We start from the raw sequence: 16,081 nt of genomic DNA, 5'->3' as shown, positions 1-16,081 counted from the left end.
GCGGCGCCGTGTCGGCAAAGGCAGAGCGGAGTGTAAACCGGCGCTTACACTCCGCCCGACCCCTTCCTGCCCTACACGCCCAGGTACGCGCTCCTCACCCGGTCGTCGCCCAGCAACTCGCCCTGGCTACCCTGGAGCGACACGCGCCCGCCTTCGAGCACGTAGCCCCGGTGCGCGATGCCGAGCGCGGCGAAGGCGTTTTGCTCGGCGAGGAGGACGCTCACGCCCGCCTGATTCACCCGCCGGATCGCCTCGAACACCTGCTCCACCACGAGGGGGGCGAGGCCGAGCGAGGGCTCGTCGAGGAGGAGAAGTTGGGGGCGGGCCATCAAGGAGCGGGCGATGGCGACCATCTGCTGCTGCCCGCCCGAGAGGCTCCCGGCGGGGGCGGCGCGTTTCTCGACGAGGGCGGGAAAGAGCGCGTAGACCCGCTCCAGTTCCCGCGCGGTTCCGCTTCCGTCCCGGCGGTGGACGAAGGCCCCCAATCTCAGGTTCTTCTCGACGCTGAGGTCGGGGAAGAGGAGGCGGCCCTCCGGACACTGGGCGACCCCGTGCGCGACGTTGTGCTCCGCCTTGCCGCCCGTGAGCGGCACGCCGTTCCAGGTCGCCGTGCCCCCCGACGGACGTTGCAGGCCACTGAGGGTGCGGAAGAGGGTGCTCTTGCCCGCCCCGTTCGCCCCCAGCAGCACGACGATCTCGCCCGGGTTCACCGTCAGGTTGACCCCGTGCAGGGCGGTGAAGTGGCCGTACCTCACGCTCAGGTCGCGGACCTCAAGCACGGGGGCCCCCCGTGGTCGTGGCGATGATCGTCTGGCCCATCTGGCCCCCGTGCGCGTGCCCGCCGAGGTACGCCTCGACCACGGCGGGGTCGCGGCTGACCTCGGCGGGCGTGCCCTGCGCGATCTTCTGGCCGTGGTGGAGCACCACGATCCCGTCCGCCAGGCCCATCACCAGGCTCATCTTGTGCTCCACGAGGGTGACGGTCAGCCCACCGGAGACGAGTTCGCGGATCAGCGCCATCAGGTTCACCGTCTCCTCGGGGTTCATCCCGGCGGCGGGCTCGTCGAGCAGCAGCAGTTTGGGGTCGCTGGAGAGCGCCATAGCGATTCCGACGCGCTTCTGGCCCTCCTGGGTCAGCGCTCCGGCAGGACGCCCGGCTTGCCGGGCAAGGCCCACCCGGTCCAGCGCCCGCATCGCCCCGACCCGGCTTTCCTCCTCGTCGCGGCGCTCGCGGCCCGTGCGCAGCAGGGCGTCGAGGAGCCCGGCGCGGGTGCGGACCCGGTGCCCGATCATCGCGTTATCGAGGACGCTGAGTTCCCTGTAGATCGTCGTGGTCTGGAAGGTGCGGGCGATGCCGCGCGAGACGACTTCGTGGGTCCTCAGGCGGGTGATGTCCTCGCCCTGAAACTGGATGCGGCCCGAGGTCGGCTGGTAAAACCCCGAGATCAGGTTGAAGAAGGTGCTCTTGCCCGCCCCGTTGGGCCCGATGATCGCGGTGATCTGCCCCGCCGGAATGGAGGCCGTCACGTCGCGCACGGCGTGGAGGCCGCCGAAGCGGATGCCGAGGTCCTGAACCTCAAGCATGGTCCACCGCCCTCTCGGTGCGGGCCTGGACCCGCCGCGCCTGGGCCCGGTCCCACAGCCCGGCGAGCCCCTGCGGCGCGAACAGCACGAGCAGCACGAGCAGCGGCCCGAAGACGATGTACTGGTAGTCCTGGAGTCCCTTCATGAATTGCAGCGCCACGTAGATGATCGCCGTGCCGAGCAGCGGCCCCGCGAGCGTCCCCACCCCGCCCACGAGCAGGTACAGCAGCACCGTGAAGGTCGTCGTCGGCCCGGTGACCCCCGAGCCCAGGAAGCCCACGTAGGCCGCGTACACCCCGCCCGCGAAGCCCGCGATGGCCGTCGAGAGCATCAGCGCGCGCGGCTTGTGGGTGTAGACGTTGACCCCCGCCGAGCGGGCGAGGTCCTCCCCGCCCCGGATGGCGACGAGCGAGCGCCCGAAGACGCTGGCCCGCGCCCGCGCGACGACGAGCACCGTGACCGCCAGGGCCGCGAGCGCCACGTAATAGAAGTTCGCCGACCGCGAGAAGTCGATCCCGAAGAGGGAGGAGGCGGGCGGCACCCCGTTCAGGCCGTCGTTGCCGCCCGTCAGGTCGTCCCACTTGTTGATGATCAGGGCGATGATCACCCCGACGCCGAGCGTGAAGATGGCGAAAGCGTCCCCCTTCGTGCGGAAGGCGACGAGGCCGAGCAGCAGCCCGCCGAGCGCGGAGAGGATCACCGCGACCGGCCACGCCAGCCAGAAGTTCCAGCCCCCCTTGAGGGTCAGGATGCCCACCGTGTACGCCCCGATACCGAAAAAGCCCGCGTGCGCCAGGGGCAGTTGCCCCGTGTACCCCAGCATCACGTTCAGGCCGTAGGCGAGCATCGCCCAGATCATCGTGTTGATCGCCACGTCGAGGACGTAGGTGCCGGGCCGCAGCAGGGGCAGCAGCGCCGCGAGCGCGAACACGGCGACCCAGCCCCACACGCCGACCTTCAACCCCCGGGTCACGTGCCCCTCCTGAAGAGCCCCTCGGGCCGGATCGCGAGCACGAGCACGAGGGCCGCGAAGCCGATCACGTCCGCGAAGTCGAGGTTGATGTAAAAGCCCCCGAAGACCTCCGCGAAGGCGAGCAGGAAGGCCCCCACGATGGCGCCCGGCACGCTCCCCATCCCGCCCAGGATGATGATGGCGAAGACCTTGAGGTTCATCACCTCACCCATGCTGGGAGCGACCGCGATGATGGGCGCGATGAGGGCGGCGGCGGCGGCGGCCAGGGCCCCCGAGATGGCGAAGGTCAGCATCCCGACCCGGTTCACGTTGATGCCGACGAGCCGCGCGCCCTCGCGGTTCTGGCTCATCGCCTCGATGGTCGCTCCCGTCAGCGTGCGCTTGAGGAAGAAGTTCAGCCCCAGCATCACGAGGACCGAGGCCAGGATCACGAGCAACCTCTGCCACGTGATCACCACGCCGCCCACGTTCAGGATGCCCGGCACGGGCTCGGCGATCTGCTTGAAGTCGGGGCCCCAGATCAGTTGCACGGCGGCCTCCAGGAAGAACAGCACCCCGATGGCCGCGATCATCGCGTGGACGTGCGGGGCGTTGCGGAGGGGATAGAACACCAGCCGCTCCAGCCCCGCCGCGAGCAGGGCGACCGCCACCGCCGCGAGGAGCAGCGCGGGAACGTACCCGATGCCGAGCCCGGTGAGGATCGCGTAGGTGAAGTACGCGCCGAGCATGTACAGGCCGCCGTGGGCGAAGTTGGGCACCCGCATCACGCCGTAGACGAGGGTCAGGCCCAGCGCGACGAGGGCGTACACGCCGCCCAGCGCGAGGGCGTTGAAGAGTTGTTGCAGGAAGAGGGTCAAGGCTGTGGCTCCCGGTCAGAGGGGACCGCGCCCCTCGTGGTGACGGGACGCGGCGGGGTGGCTGTGGGGTGGCTTGGGTCAGGTCCTCTCGCCTTACTTGTAGACCTTGTTCACGCGCAGGCGGGTGTACTTGCCGTCCCTCACGCTGGCGATGATGAACTCGGCGTCCACGTGCCCGCCGGGGGTCACGCCCGTCAGCTTGTAGACCGTCTTCCCGAGCGGCAGGGCCTTGGCGGCGGCGTTGAGCTGCGCGCGGATCGCCTGCGGATCGTCGGTGGTGCCCGCGAGCTCCATCGCTTTGGCAACCACGTTCATGCCCATGTAGTTCAGGCCCGCCTCGCTGGTGGGGATCTTCTTGTAGGCGCGCTGGTACTGGTTCACGAAGACCTGGGTGCCCGGGAACTCCTTGGTGGGCAGCACGCCGACCGAGCCGTTGAGGTAGGCGCGCGGCACCACGGTGTCCATCTGCTCGAACTTCGCCTGGTCCATCACGATGAAGCCGCCCTTGAAGCCCTGCTCGCGCGCCGCCTTCACCACGAGCGCCGTGGGCTGCGAGGGCCCGCCGATGAACAGCACATCGGGCTTCTCCGCCAGGGCCTTGGTCACCGCGCTGGAGTAGTCCACGGTGGTGGAGTAGTCCACCCCGTTGTTCGCGCCCACCGTGCCGCCCTGCTTCTTCCACTCCTCGGTGACCGCCTCGGCCCACTGCTTGCCGTAGGCGCTCGTGGTGCCCACCATGCCGAGCCGCTTGCCAAACGCCTTCATCTGGGTGCTCACGAAGGGCTGGAGGTAGTTGTCGTACCGGGGCGGCAGCATGAAGGTCATGGGGTTCTTGGCCTCCAGGATCTTCGGCTCGCTGGAGTACGCGACCAGGAGGAAGTTGGGGTCACGGCCCGTCAGCGGCTGCACCGTCAGGATGCCGCCTGCGTGGGGCACGAACACCACGTTGATGCCCTGCGAGGTCAGGCGCCGCACGTTCGTCGCCGTCTCGTTGGGAAGGTAGCGGTCGTCGAGCGACACGAGCCGGAAGGTCACCTTCTCGCCCTTCACGGTGACGCCCCCCGCGCGGTTGAGTTCGTTGATCGCCATCTCGATGCCGCTCTGCACGTCCTTGCCGTAGAAGGCCGCGCCGCCCGAGAGGGGGCCGCTGTAGCCGATGCTCACCACCTTGTCGGCGAAGGCCGAGCCCGCGCCCAGCGCGAGCAGGAGGGGGAGAAGGGTACGGGTGTGCTTCATAGGAAACCTCCAGCGCCGGGACGGACACAAGGCCCCCGCAGGCAGGGAAAGACTCGTGGGCCCCTGAACGCAGTTCAAGTTAGGTGTGCACGCCATGCTGGCACGGGGAGGGGGGGGTGTCAATTCCCCAGCCCCCCTTTGATGGCCGCGTCTGGAGGCTTCCCCCGACAAGAGAACCCGCCCTCCCGAAGCCCCGGTCACGAGAGAGGGTGGAAGGGAGGGTCACCCTGATAGATCAGGCGGCGAAACGGAGCAGGGCCAGGGGACCTCACGGCGGGGTGGGGCGGCCTCGCGCGACTTCCAGCCCGACCCCGGCACAACACCGCGGCCTCACACCCCCGACCGTTCACCCACGGTGGGCGTGAGGCTCCTCACGTTCTTCCGTCAGTCCCGCGCGTCCGCCGCCTTGCGCAGCGGCAGGTACTTCGGCAGCCACGAGCGGCGGCGGACGAACGCCTCGAGTTCGTCGTCCGTCAGGTTGCGGATGCGGCGCTCGGCGCACACCCCCTCGTCGATGGCGCGGCGGGCGACCCGGACAGCCACCTTCATGCTGATCTCGCGCAGGTGACTGATGGGCGGGTACACCCGGTCGCCGTGCGCCCTCGTCTCGTCCGCGAGGGTCAGGGCCGCCTCCATCACCATGCCGTCGGTGATCTCGCGGGCGCGGCTGATGACGGCGCCGAAGCCCAGGCCCGGGAAGATGAAGGCGTTGTTCCCCTGCCCGACCGGGTACAGCCTGCCGCCGTACTCGATGTCGGCGAAGGGGCTCCCGGTGGCGATGATCGCCGCGCCCGCCGTCCAGCGCAGCACGTCGGCGGGCTGGGCCTCGACGTTGCTGGTGGGGTTGGAGAGGGGGAAGACGATGGGCCGGGCCGTGTGGGCGAGCATCGCCTCGACGGTGGGCTGCCGGAAGAGGCCAGGAACGCCGGTCAGGCCGAGGAGGGCGGTGGCGCGAGCGTTCACCACCGTCTCGTGCAGGGTGGGCCACTCGCCCGCCACCTCCCAGCCCGCGAGGTCTTCCGGGTGCTTGGCGAAGGAGCGCTGGTGGTCTTCGAGGGGCTGGCCGTGCACGAGCAGGCCGTAGCGGTCCACCACGAAGATTCGGGCGTTCGCCTCCACGTAGGTCAGGCCGCCCTGCATCAGCCCCTGCCGGATCGCGCTCGCCACGCCGATGCCGCCCGCCCCCGCGCCGACGACCACGAAGACCTGATCGTGCAGCATCTCGCCCTTGAGGCGGCTGGCGCCGATCAGCCCGGCGAGGGCCATCGCCCCGGTGCCCTGGATGTCGTCGTTGAAGCTGGGAACGACCCGGCGGTAGCGCTCCAGCACCCGGAAGGCCGTGCCGCGCGCGAAGTCCTCCCACTGGATGATCGCCTTGGGGTAGCGTGCGGCGGTGGCCTCCACGAAACGGTCGAGGAACTCGTCGTACTGGGGGCCCGTCAGCCGCTGGTGGTGGACGCCGAGGTAGAGGGGATCGTCGATCAGGTCCTGGCGGTCGGTGCCCACGTCCAGCTCGACGGGCAGCGTCTTGTCGGGCCCCACACCGCCCGCCGCCGTGTAGAGGCTGAGCTTGCCGATAGAGATCGCCATGCCGCCGAAGCCCTGGTCGCCGATGCCGAGGATGGCGCTGGAATCGGTCGCCACGATCATCCGCACGTCGTTGAGGGGCACGTTCTCCAGCAGTTCGTCCACCCGGTCGATGTCCTCGGTGCTCACCGACAGGCCGCGCGGATAGCGGTAGATGTGGGAGAAGATGCGCACCGCCTCGCCCACGGTGGGGGTATAGAGGATGGGAAGCATCTCCTCTAAGTGGTCGGCGAAGATCGCGTAGAAGAGCACCTCGTTGCGGTCTTGCAGGGCGCGCAGGTACTCGTGCTTTTCCAGGTCGGTCGTCTGCTGGAGGTAACGGAGGTAGGTGCGTTCCTTCTGCTCCTCCAGGGTGCTCGTGTGGGGGGGGACCAGGCCCTCCAGCCCCAGGGCGCGGCGTTCCTCGCGGGTGAAGCCGGTGGACTTGTTCAGGAGGGGGATGTGCAGCAGCGAGAAGCCGGTCACGTTCACGTCGAGGAAACGGTGGCCGTCTTCGTCGCGCCGAACGTCGTAGTAGCGGGAGACGCGGCGGGCTTCGGGCATAGACCCGGGTAGCTTAGCTCGGGCGTGCTGGACGGGGCCGGGGCACGTATGGCACGGAAAGCACGCGGGGAAAACGGCCCGCCACCTGAGGGTTCGGGCGTCAGCAGAGGGGTCACCCCCGCCGCGCCGCCCACCGCTCCCGCAGCGACCCGAAGTTCGCGTCGATCCGCTCCTGGGGCAGCACCACCTGGGTCGTCGTGCCGTGGCCGATCTCGTCGCCCAGCTCGGAGATGGCGCGCAAGGTGCAGAAGACGCGGCGGCCCTCCACCCGCTCGCAGGTGGCCGTGACCGTCACCGTCATGCCGGGCAGGGCGGAGGCGGTGTGCCGGACCTCGACCGCCGTGCCCAGGCCGCCCTCGCCGTCTTCGAGAAAGGGAAGGATCACCAGGCGTCCGGCCTCCTCGAAGTGGCGGGTCATCCAGTAGGTCGCGTAGACGGGGTGGACGGGGCCGAGTTGCTCGAAGCGCACGGTCATCTCTTCTGTGACGGTGACGGTGAGGGTCTGGGCGAAGCCGGGCGGGATGGGGCGCATGGGGGCAGGCTAAGCCATCGTCCCCGGCCTTTCCCACGAAGCGGGCCCTTAGACTGGCGCGGTGAAGCTCAAGCTCGCGGACCTCTTTCCCCTGATCCGGGAGGCCGCACTCGCCTTCGGACAGGACAAGGCCCCCCGGCTGGCGGCGGCGGTGGCCTACTACTCGATTTTCGCCATCGCGCCCATGCTGTTTTTCGCCCTGGCGGTCGCCAGCGGGCTGCTCGCCAACGTGAACGTGCAAGAGCGGCTCTTCGAGTTCCTGGGCCAGAACCTCAACGAGAGCGCCGTGGAGTTCGTGCAGGGCATCCTGCCGCAGGGCAGCCAGCTCCGGCAGTCGAGCCTCTGGGCGAGCGTGCTGGGCTTCGGGACCCTCTTCATGGGGGCCACGGGCCTGTTCGTGCAGGTGCAAGACGCCCTGAACACCCTCTGGGGCGCCGAGCCCGGACCGCTGGGCGGGGTGTGGAACGTCGTCAAGGCGCGGCTCAAGGCCTTCGCGCTGATCCTGGGCTTCGGGGTGGTGATCATCGCCTTCCTGATCGGCAACACGTACCTCTCCGCGGTTGCGCAAGACCTCGGGGACACCATCGGGGCCGGGGCCTTTTTCGTGCGGCTGATGACGCTGGTCGTGGGGCTGGGCGTGCTCACGCTGGTGTTCGCCGCCGTGTTCAAGGTGCTGCCCAACGTGCGGCTCCAGTGGCGGGAGGTCTGGGTGGGCAGCGTCGTGACCGCCGCGCTCTTCACGCTGGGGCAGCTCGCCATCAGTTGGTACCTGGGCCGCTTCGCGCCGGGCAGCGCCTTCGGGGTGGCGGGGTCCCTGGTCGTGCTGCTGCTGTGGATCTACTACTCGGCCATGATCTTTTTCTTCGGGGCGGAGGTGACCTGGGTGTACTCGCAAAAGTACGGCTCGGGGGCGGGCGGCGCCGTCAGCGTGACCAAGAAAGAGGAGCTGATCGCCAAGGGAGCCGCGCTCGACCCCACCCCCAGCGAGCAGGAGCGCGAGGGCCTGGAGCGCGCCGCTGAGCAGGGCAAACCCATCGCCGGACGCTGGGGCCGGATGCTGACCGAACGGCCCCACCTCCCCCGCGTGCTGCCCCAGGTCCCCACCCGCGCCCAGGGCCGCGTGGTGCCCACCGTGCGCGCCTCGCTGTGGAACGCGCTCACGGCCCTGCTCGCCGTGCCCGCCGTGGTCCTGCTGCGGGTCCTGGGCCTGACGGGCGGGCGGCGAAGGTAGCGGGGCAGCGGGGCGCCGCGCTCAGAGAATCAGAGGCCGGTGACCGGGTAGCCGAGCGTCCCCTCGTAGATCGCGCGCCCGACGACGGCGCCCTGGATGCCCTCCTCGGCGAGCAGGCGCACGTCGTCGAGGGTGGCGACGCCGCCGCCCACGATCAGGGTGTTCGTCCAGAGGCGGCGCACCGTCCGCATCAGCTCGCGGTCGAGGCCCCGCAGGGTGCCGTCGCGGGTCACGTCGGTGAAGATCAGCGTTTTCAGGCCCGCGTCAGCCAGGCTCGGCGTGAGGTCGGCGACCCTGAGGCCGCTCCCCTGCGCCCAGCCGTGGGTGGCGACCTCCAGGCCCCGCGCGTCGAGGCTGACGACGACCCGCTCGGGGCCGTGGAGCCTGATCAACTCGCCCACCAACTCCGGCTCCCGCACGACCGCCGTGCCGATCACGATGCGGTGAACGCCCGCCGACAGCAACTCCTCCGCCGTGTCCCGGTCACGGATGCCGCCTCCCACCTCGACCTGCACGCCGGACCCGCCCAGCTCGGCGGCGATCTGCTGAATCACGCCCCGGTTCTCACCCCGCCCGGTCGCCGCGTCGAGGTCCACCAGATGCACGAGGCCCGCGCCCAGCCCGGCCCAGTGGCGGGCGGCGTCCAGGGGCGAGTCGAAGTACACCGTCTCCCGGTCGGGGTCGCCCCCCAACAGGCGCACGGCGCGGCCCGACTGGATGTCCACGCAGGGGATCACGAGGGGGAGGGGGGCAGCGGCTCCGGTCATGCCGGGCAGGATAACGCGCCACAGCGCGCGGACCTTTCCCGCCGTCCCACCCGGTAGACTTCGGGGGAACGTGCGCATCGGAATCGTCACCGCCACCTACCTGCCGTCCCGCAACGGCGTCGCCACGAGCACCGCCCTGTACGTCCGCGGCCTGCGCGAGCGGGGCCACGACGTGCGCGTCTTCGCCCCGCGTCATCCGCAGGAACCCGTGCGGGAGGAGGGCGTCTACCGCCTGAACTCGTCGTTTGCGGGGGCGCGGGCGCTGGGCGCCCCGGCGGACTACCCGGTCATGCTCGCCCCGGGGCCACTCCTGACCGCCCGGCTGCCGTTGCGCGACCTCGACGTGCTGCACACCATGCACCCCTTCCTGGCCGGAAGACTGGCCCTGAAGTGGGCGCGGCTCTCGGGCGCTCCCGTGGTCTTCACGGCGCACACCCAGTACGACCAGTACCTGCACTACGCGCCCATGCCGAGGCGGGTGGGCCGCGCGATGCTGCGCCCGCACATCTCGGCCTTCGCGCGGCGGGTGGACGCGGTACTCGCCCCGGGCCGGGCGATGGTGGAGATGCTGCGTGAGTACGGCTACGGCGGCGAGGTGCACCTCTTCCCCAACCCGGTGGACCTCGCCGCCTTCGCGCGGACGCGGGGAGAGGCCTTCCGGGCCGAGCACCACGTTCCGCGGGACGTGCCCCTCGTGATGTACCTGGGCCGCCTCGCCGCCGAGAAGAACCTGAGCGTGATGCTCCACGCCTTCGCGCAGGCGCAGGCCTCGCGCCCGGAGCTGCGGCTGCTCGTGGTGGGCGACGGCCCGGCGCGGATGGAGGCGCAGGCGGGAGCCCAGGAGGGCGTCACCTTCACCGGCCCGATCCCCTACGCCCGGGGCCCCGAGGCCCTGGCCGCCGCCGACGCCTTCCTCACCGCGAGCACGTCCGAGGTGCTTCCCATGAGCATGATCGAGGCGCTCGCGGCGGGCACCCCCCTCGTCGCCGCGCGCAGCCCCGCCGCCCTCGACCTCGTGCGCGAGGGCGTGAACGGTACCGTGCGGGACGCCACGCCGGACGCCCTGGCCGCCGGGCTGCTGGAGGTCCTCGCCCCGGGCCGCCTCCCCGCCCTGCAAGCGGGGGCGCGGAAGAGTGCGGGCGAGTACGACCTGACGGAGCGCGCGGCGGCGCTGGAGGCGGTGTACCTGCAAACGGTGGCGCGGGAACAGGCTCAGGGCCGCATCGACAGGTTGAGATGACGCCCCCGAAACACCCACCGGGAGGAAGACCCTGGGGACGCCCGGCGTCGGTGAGGTTCCGTCTCTTCGGGCTGTTGATCATCCAGGGCGCCTGGCTCCTCGGCCTGCTTGCGCTGGCCCTGAGGGACGCGGAGGACTTTCCTTACGTGGTGGGGCTGTCGGTGTGTCTGCTCGCCTCGCTCGGGCTCGCCGTCCTGATCGGGCGATCCAGGAACGGGCCGTGACCGACTTCCAGAGACGGCACGGCCAGAAAGGCGAGACCCCCGCTCGCGGGCGGGGGCCTGTTGTGCTGGTGCCGAGGATGGGATTTGAACCCACACGCCTCGCGGCGCTAGTCCCTGAAACTAGTGCGTCTACCAATTCCGCCACCTCGGCATGTCTTGGCTGCGCCCGCGCGGGGGCGCGTTTCAGGCTCGCTTACTTTAGCGGTGAGTCCGGGGACTGTCAACGGGTCGGCCATCTGGCGGAGCACGCGGGAGACCTGTGCCCAGCTTGCCCCCGGAGACGCGGGCGGGCCGCCCGCGTCAAGCCTTACTGCACCAGCCCGAGCTTGCGCACCTCGTCGCGCTCCTCGGTGAGCTCCTGGGCGGTGGCGTCCATCTTGCCGCGGCTGAAGTCGCTGACCTCCAGGCCCTGCACGATCTCGTACTCGCCGCCGCTGCACCGCACCGGGAAGCCGTAGATCAGCCCCTGGGGCACCCCGTAGGAGCCGTCACTGGGGATGCCCATGCTGACCCACTGCCCTTCCGGGGTGCCCAGCGCCCAGTCGCGCATGTGGTCGATGGCCGCCGACGCCGCCGACGCCGCGCTGCTCGCCCCGCGCGCCTCGATGATCGCCGCGCCGCGCTTGGCGACGGTGGGGATGTAGATCCCCTCGTACCACTCGCGGTCCACGAGGTCCAGCGCTGGCTGGCCGTTCACCGTCGCCTGCGAGAGGTCGGGATACTGGGTGGACGAGTGGTTGCCCCAGATCGTGATGTTCTGAATGGCATTCACCGGCTGGCCGGTCTTCTCGGCGAGCTGGCTGATCGCGCGGTTGTGGTCGAGGCGCACCATCGCCGTGAACTGTTCCGGCTTGAGGTCGGGCGCGTTCTGCTGGGCGATCAGGGCGTTCGTGTTGGCGGGATTGCCCACCACGAGGACCTTCACGTCGCGGCTCGCCACGGCGTTCAGCGCCTGACCCTGCGGCTTGAAGATGCCGCCGTTGGCGCCGAGGAGGTCGCCGCGCTCCATCCCGGCCTTGCGGGGCATCGCGCCCACGAGGAGGGCGTAGTCGGCGTCCTTGAAGGCGACCATCGGGTCGTCCGAGGTCACGATGTCGGCGAGCAGCGGGAAGGCGCAGTCGCGCAGCTCCATCACGACGCCGTTGAGGGCCTTGAGGGCGGGCGTGATCTCCAGCAGTTGCAGGATCACGGGCTGGTTCTTGCCGAGCATGTCCCCGGCGGCGATGCGGAAGAGCAGGCTGTAGCCGATCTGCCCGGCGGCGCCGGTCACGGCCACGCGGACGGGTTGCTTGGTGGTCATCGTCATGGATTCCCCTCCTGAAGGTGAGTTCGGGCCAACAATAACGCGGGTGGGCGAGAGGGAGAGCGGGGGCAGCGTTCCCGAGGGGGAGACAGGGGAAGGCGTCTTCAATCCGAGCCTCTTCTACTCCAAGATCAACTCATCAGGCTCCCGTTCCGAGAAGACGAGGGCGAGACCGTCACGCAACTTGGCCCGCTCGGTTTCGTCGAGTTCCAATTGGAGCAGAAAACCTGTGACACCGAAGACTTCGACCGCTTGAGGCGTCAACAGCAGCGTCAGTGTCTTCTCCTGCAAAACGCAAGAGGACAGGGCTCCGTACTCCGTAGGTCCCGCGTTCCAGACCAGACAGTAGGTGTCCATGTCTGTTCCCTTGTCCTGCTCCTCAAGTTCGCTTCCCGGCAAGGCTCTCTGAAGCTCCAGAACCTGCTCCTGCCGCTCCAGGTCGTCAGCAAGGGCGATCATGAATGTGTCGAGGTCTTCCAGAACCTCCACCGCACAGGCCGTCACCGCTATTTTTTCCAGTTCCACGAGGCACATTCTCCCCGAACCTCAGCCCCCACCTCGCGCGCAGTCGGCTCAGGCGCCCGCATACGTTGGGATTAACCTCTCTGAACCCCACCCCGCCCCGCCCGCCTCCACCCCACCGCGCCCACGACCGCCGCGAGGCCCAGGCTGCCCGCGACGAGAGGGACGACGGCAGGCCAGCCTCCCGCCTCGAAGGTGTGCCCGGCGACCACGCTCGCGGCGGCCCCTCCCCCGTAGTAGGCGAGGTGGTAGAGCCCGGTGGCGAGGCTGCGCGCCCCCGTCACGCTGCGCTGCACGGCGGCGAGCGCGGCGGACTGGGCCAGAAAAACGCCGCACGCCCCCGCCGCCACCCCCGCGATCACCAGGGGCAGGGGCGCGGCGAGGGTGACGAGCAGACCCGCCACGCTAAGGGCCACGGCGGCCAGCAGGCCCGTGCGTGGGCCACGCGAGGCGAGAAACGGCCCGGCGACGGGCGTCACGACCACCCCGAGGAGATAGACGGCGAAGACCGCCCCCGTCCCCGCCGTGCTGAGGTTGTAGGGCGCGTCGTCCAGCCGCAGCGTGAGGGTGTTGAAGGTGCCCACCAGTGCGAAGAGGATCAGGAAGCCGACTCCGCAGGTGGCGAGCAGGGCGGGGTTGCGCAGGTGGGCGGCAAACCCGGCCAGCACGGCACGCGGATTACGGCGCGGGGTGAACCTCTTCTCACGCGGCAAGCCAACCCCGGCGAGGATAACGCCCCCCACGGACGCGGCGGCGAGCAGCCAGAAGGCCGCGTGCCAGCCGAAGGGCGCGGCGACGAGTCCGGCCAGGAAGCGGCCCAGGAACCCCCCCAACACCGTGCCCGTGACGTAGGCGGTCAGGGCGCGGGCCCGTCCTTGAGGAGCGACTTCCTCGGCGATGTAGGCGTTCAGAGCCACCATCACTCCAGGGATGAGGAGGCCCTGGGCGAAGCGGGCGGCGTTCAGGAGGGGCAAGGTGTGCGCGAGGGTAGCGAGGACGGCGGGCAGGGCGAGGAGCGCGAAGGCCCCCACCACCGTCCGCCTGCGGCCCCAGGCATCGGCGAGGACACCCACGACCGGAGAGGCGAGCGCCATCGCCAGCGTCGTCGCGCCCACGACGAGGCCGACCTCCGCCGCGCCGACCCGGAACTCGCGCGCCAGCAGGGGCAGGAGGCTCTGGGGCGCGTACACGTTGAGAAAAACCAGCGTCCCCAGCGCCGCGAAGAGGAGGGGGTGAGACCCCGACCTCAAGGCAGCCCGACCAGCCCGAGGGGGTTGACCAGGGCGAGCGGCACGCCCAGCTCCACCGCCTGCCCCGGGTCCGGCACGCCCGGCGGACCGGCGAAGAGGAGGGTCGCCCGCGCCTCCAGCCCCACGCTGCCCGTGTCGTCGAGCCGGGTGAGGAGCGCGTCGAAGGTCCAGTCCTGCGCCCACAGCCGCTTGAGGGCGTGCAGGGCGGCGGTGCCGGGGGGCGTCACGCGTGCGGTCTCCACCTCCCGCTCCCCCGGTCGCCGGGCGTGCAACTCGCCGCTCCTCAGCCCCGCGTTGCCCAGCGCCCGGTAGAAGAGCTGCACCGCGTCATCCGAGAGGTAGCTCGTGCGGACGAGGGCCCCGGCGCGTTCGGCGAGGGCTTCGAGGAGGTCCTCGTCGATGCGGCTCGGCTGGACGGGCGCGAGGAGGTTGCGCAGTTGCTCGGGCAGGTTGGAGGCGCGGTAGAAGCCCTCCTCGAAGGCGGGCGGCACCACCATCCCGGCGGGCAGACGGGCGGTATGTAAGGCGAGGCGGCGGGTCTCCGCGCCCACCAGCGTGTCGGGGAAGCGCGCGGCCTCCGCGAAGGTCAGCATGGGGGAGAGCTTAGCGCGGTGGGGAGGCTGGCCGCCTTGGGAGCGGCGTTAAAGCTGGGCTCCACCGACGAGGGCGAGGGTGCGGCGCAGGCGTTGGTCCTGATGCCAGCCTTTCCAGAGCTGGCGGCACAGCGCTAAGGGCCACCAGATGAGGAAGGCGGCCCACCAGAGGGGAGAAAAGTCACCGCTCAGAAAGGACGATACGAACGAGAGCCACAAGTAGGCCTGGAGAGCGACCACAGACAACTCTTTGTGAAAGACGCGAAGGCGCACAGGGGGCCAGGTGTGAGTCAGAAACAGCGCGAGGAGCCAAAGACTCGACACGATCAGGATTCCCTGCCGGAGAAGCCCATCGTACGCTGGACTGGGTTCCGAAGAGAAGCCAAAAAACATAAAGGAGCCAACACAGCCTGTAACGATGTAGTAGAGATCTGTCGAATTATGTTCGACCAGGGCGCGCAGGTGATCCTCCGGCACATACAGCCGCCCTAACTCCCGCCGCATCACCTTTGGCTCACCCAACACGGCCCGCACGTCCTCACCCTCTCCCACCCCGGCGTCCTCCAGGTGAGCGAACGTCTCAGCCTGGACCCGCTGCCGCACGGCTTCGGGCATCTCCTTCGTCGCCTGCTCCAGCCACTCCCGCGCGTTCATGCACGGTCCTCAGACAGGTCGAGCAGGGCCAGGGTGCGGCGCAGTCGTCCATCGTCGCGCCAGGCTTTCCACAGGAAGAAACAGGCCCCGCAGAGCGGCAAGGCAAGCCCGACGACGGACCAGCGGTCGAGCGGGCCTTCCCCCAGGGAGCCGACAAGAGAATCCAGCCCATACCACCCGAGCCAGGTGGCGAAGCCCAGCGCCCCGTGCCACAGTCGGCGCCGCTCGGAGCCAAGACCTCTGGTCAGGAGTAGGGCGATCAGCCAGGACCAGAGCAGGGAGAGGGCGACCTGACTGAGAAGCCTGGCCTGCGGCAACTCCAGATCGAAGCGCAGCGAGTGGAAAGTGGAGAAGAGAAGGAAGAACGGAGCGACATACGTCAACAAGACGAGCAGGCCATACCCGGCGGCAGAAAGGTAGGAGGGGTCACGCCGTAGGACACCGATTTCCCGGGGAGGGAGGTACAGCCGCCCTAGCTCCCGCTCCATCCTCTCGGGACTGCCCAGCACGTCCCGCACGTCCTCACCCTCCCCCACCCCGGCGTCCTCCAGGTGTGCCAGGGTCTCCGCCCTTACCCGGTCCCGCACCGCTTCGGGCATCCCCATCGTGGCCTGCTCCAACCACTCCCGCGCGTTCACGCCCGGCCCCCGATCACGGCCCCGACCGCCCGCACCTGCCGCTCCCACTCGCCGCGCGCCCCCTCCAGCGCCTTTTTCCCCTTCTCGGTCAGGCGGTACTCGCGGCGCACCCGCCCGGCGACCTCGGTTTCGTGGCTCTGGACCAGGCCCTCGGCCTCCAGCGCGTGCAGGGCCGGATAGAGGGTGCCCTCCTTCGCGTGCAGCAACCCCTCCGACCGCGCCTTGATCGCCTGCGCGATGGCGTACCCGTGTTCGGGCTGCCGTTCCAGCACGGCGAGGATCAGCAGCCGGAGTTGCTCTCGCGGATTCATGAAAGGATCATACCTCGAAACTCGATACATCCAGGT

Annotated in this window: 18 protein-coding genes and 1 tRNA gene; 3 read left to right on the top strand and 16 right to left on the bottom strand. The window is 69.9% G+C overall.

All coding sequences use genetic code 11. The features are described from left to right. Positions 1-71 precede the first annotated feature (71 nt). The 7 genes from A7B18_RS03590 to A7B18_RS03560 all read right to left on the bottom strand — a co-directional run bounded on the left by A7B18_RS03590 (position 72) and on the right by A7B18_RS03560 (position 7,312). Positions 72-779: an ABC transporter ATP-binding protein gene (locus A7B18_RS03590; protein ID WP_102125283.1), complete on the bottom strand. Its 708-nt coding sequence runs from the start codon at positions 777-779 to the stop codon at positions 72-74. After that, positions 772-1,584, bottom strand: a complete 813-nt coding sequence (locus tag A7B18_RS03585; protein WP_102125282.1) for an ABC transporter ATP-binding protein — start codon at positions 1,582-1,584, stop codon at positions 772-774. The genes A7B18_RS03590 and A7B18_RS03585 overlap by 8 nt, the downstream gene beginning before the upstream one ends. Beyond that, positions 1,577-2,557: a branched-chain amino acid ABC transporter permease gene (locus A7B18_RS03580; protein WP_245872723.1), complete on the bottom strand. Its 981-nt coding sequence runs from the start codon at positions 2,555-2,557 to the stop codon at positions 1,577-1,579. Before A7B18_RS03580 ends, A7B18_RS03585 begins: the two co-directional genes overlap by 8 nt. Beyond that, positions 2,554-3,414 (bottom strand): branched-chain amino acid ABC transporter permease, encoded by an 861-nt coding sequence (locus A7B18_RS03575; protein WP_102125281.1) that lies wholly within the window; start codon positions 3,412-3,414, stop codon positions 2,554-2,556. The genes A7B18_RS03580 and A7B18_RS03575 overlap by 4 nt, the downstream gene beginning before the upstream one ends. Positions 3,415-3,507: 93 nt before the next feature. Then, positions 3,508-4,650, bottom strand: coding sequence for an ABC transporter substrate-binding protein (locus tag A7B18_RS03570; RefSeq protein WP_102125280.1), 1,143 nt, complete (start codon positions 4,648-4,650; stop codon positions 3,508-3,510). A gap of 384 nt (positions 4,651-5,034) precedes the next feature. Further along, complete coding sequence (locus A7B18_RS03565) at positions 5,035-6,780, bottom strand: NAD-dependent malic enzyme (protein ID WP_102125279.1); 1,746 nt, start codon at positions 6,778-6,780, stop codon at positions 5,035-5,037. Between the two features lie 112 nt (positions 6,781-6,892). Next, positions 6,893-7,312: a thioesterase family protein gene (locus A7B18_RS03560; protein ID WP_102125278.1), complete on the bottom strand. Its 420-nt coding sequence runs from the start codon at positions 7,310-7,312 to the stop codon at positions 6,893-6,895. A 61-nt stretch (positions 7,313-7,373) separates the two neighbouring features. Here A7B18_RS03560 and A7B18_RS03555 point away from each other — a divergent pair, with 61 nt between their 5' ends. Further along, positions 7,374-8,543 (top strand): YihY/virulence factor BrkB family protein, encoded by a 1,170-nt coding sequence (locus A7B18_RS03555; protein ID WP_102125277.1) that lies wholly within the window; start codon positions 7,374-7,376, stop codon positions 8,541-8,543. A 29-nt stretch (positions 8,544-8,572) separates the two neighbouring features. On the opposite strand, the gene hisA is transcribed toward A7B18_RS03555, so the two are convergent. After that, positions 8,573-9,310, bottom strand: a complete 738-nt coding sequence (hisA, locus tag A7B18_RS03550; protein ID WP_102125276.1) for a 1-(5-phosphoribosyl)-5-[(5-phosphoribosylamino)methylideneamino]imidazole-4-carboxamide isomerase — start codon at positions 9,308-9,310, stop codon at positions 8,573-8,575. 70 nt (positions 9,311-9,380) lie between these two features. Here hisA and A7B18_RS03545 point away from each other — a divergent pair, with 70 nt between their 5' ends. Together A7B18_RS03545 and A7B18_RS21840 are read left to right on the top strand one after the other, a co-directional pair. Beyond that, on the top strand, positions 9,381-10,550 hold the full coding sequence (locus A7B18_RS03545; protein WP_102125275.1) for a glycosyltransferase family 4 protein: 1,170 nt from the start codon (positions 9,381-9,383) through the stop codon (positions 10,548-10,550). A 50-nt stretch (positions 10,551-10,600) separates the two neighbouring features. Continuing rightward, complete coding sequence (locus tag A7B18_RS21840; RefSeq protein WP_180970000.1) at positions 10,601-10,774, top strand: hypothetical protein; 174 nt, start codon at positions 10,601-10,603, stop codon at positions 10,772-10,774. 66 nt (positions 10,775-10,840) lie between these two features. Here A7B18_RS21840 and A7B18_RS03540 read toward each other — a convergent pair. The 8 genes from A7B18_RS03540 to A7B18_RS03505 form a co-directional block, all read right to left on the bottom strand. After that, a tRNA-Leu gene (locus A7B18_RS03540) sits at positions 10,841-10,925 on the bottom strand. Between the two features lie 156 nt (positions 10,926-11,081). After that, positions 11,082-12,074, bottom strand: a complete 993-nt coding sequence (locus A7B18_RS03535) for a malate dehydrogenase (protein ID WP_102125317.1) — start codon at positions 12,072-12,074, stop codon at positions 11,082-11,084. 123 nt (positions 12,075-12,197) lie between these two features. Next, positions 12,198-12,602: an Imm10 family immunity protein gene (locus tag A7B18_RS03530; protein WP_180969999.1), complete on the bottom strand. Its 405-nt coding sequence runs from the start codon at positions 12,600-12,602 to the stop codon at positions 12,198-12,200. Positions 12,603-12,673: 71 nt separating this feature from the next. Beyond that, positions 12,674-13,849, bottom strand: a complete 1,176-nt coding sequence (locus A7B18_RS03525; RefSeq protein WP_102125273.1) for an MFS transporter — start codon at positions 13,847-13,849, stop codon at positions 12,674-12,676. Next, positions 13,846-14,442, bottom strand: coding sequence for a hypothetical protein (locus A7B18_RS03520; RefSeq protein ID WP_102125272.1), 597 nt, complete (start codon positions 14,440-14,442; stop codon positions 13,846-13,848). Before A7B18_RS03520 ends, A7B18_RS03525 begins: the two co-directional genes overlap by 4 nt. A gap of 48 nt (positions 14,443-14,490) precedes the next feature. Then, on the bottom strand, positions 14,491-15,096 hold the full coding sequence (locus A7B18_RS03515) for a hypothetical protein (protein WP_102125271.1): 606 nt from the start codon (positions 15,094-15,096) through the stop codon (positions 14,491-14,493). Continuing rightward, a complete protein-coding gene (locus A7B18_RS03510; RefSeq protein WP_102125270.1) occupies positions 15,093-15,734 on the bottom strand; it encodes a hypothetical protein in 642 nt (213 codons plus the stop codon). Before A7B18_RS03510 ends, A7B18_RS03515 begins: the two co-directional genes overlap by 4 nt. Next, positions 15,731-16,045, bottom strand: a complete 315-nt coding sequence (locus tag A7B18_RS03505; RefSeq protein ID WP_102125269.1) for a PadR family transcriptional regulator — start codon at positions 16,043-16,045, stop codon at positions 15,731-15,733. Before A7B18_RS03505 ends, A7B18_RS03510 begins: the two co-directional genes overlap by 4 nt. Positions 16,046-16,081 lie beyond the last annotated feature (36 nt).

It is taken from the genome of Deinococcus planocerae, assembly GCF_002869765.1.
Classification (GTDB): Bacteria; Deinococcota; Deinococci; order Deinococcales; family Deinococcaceae; genus Deinococcus; species Deinococcus planocerae.
Note: the sequence above shows the minus strand (reverse complement) of the source record. Positions and strands in the feature narration are given on the sequence as shown.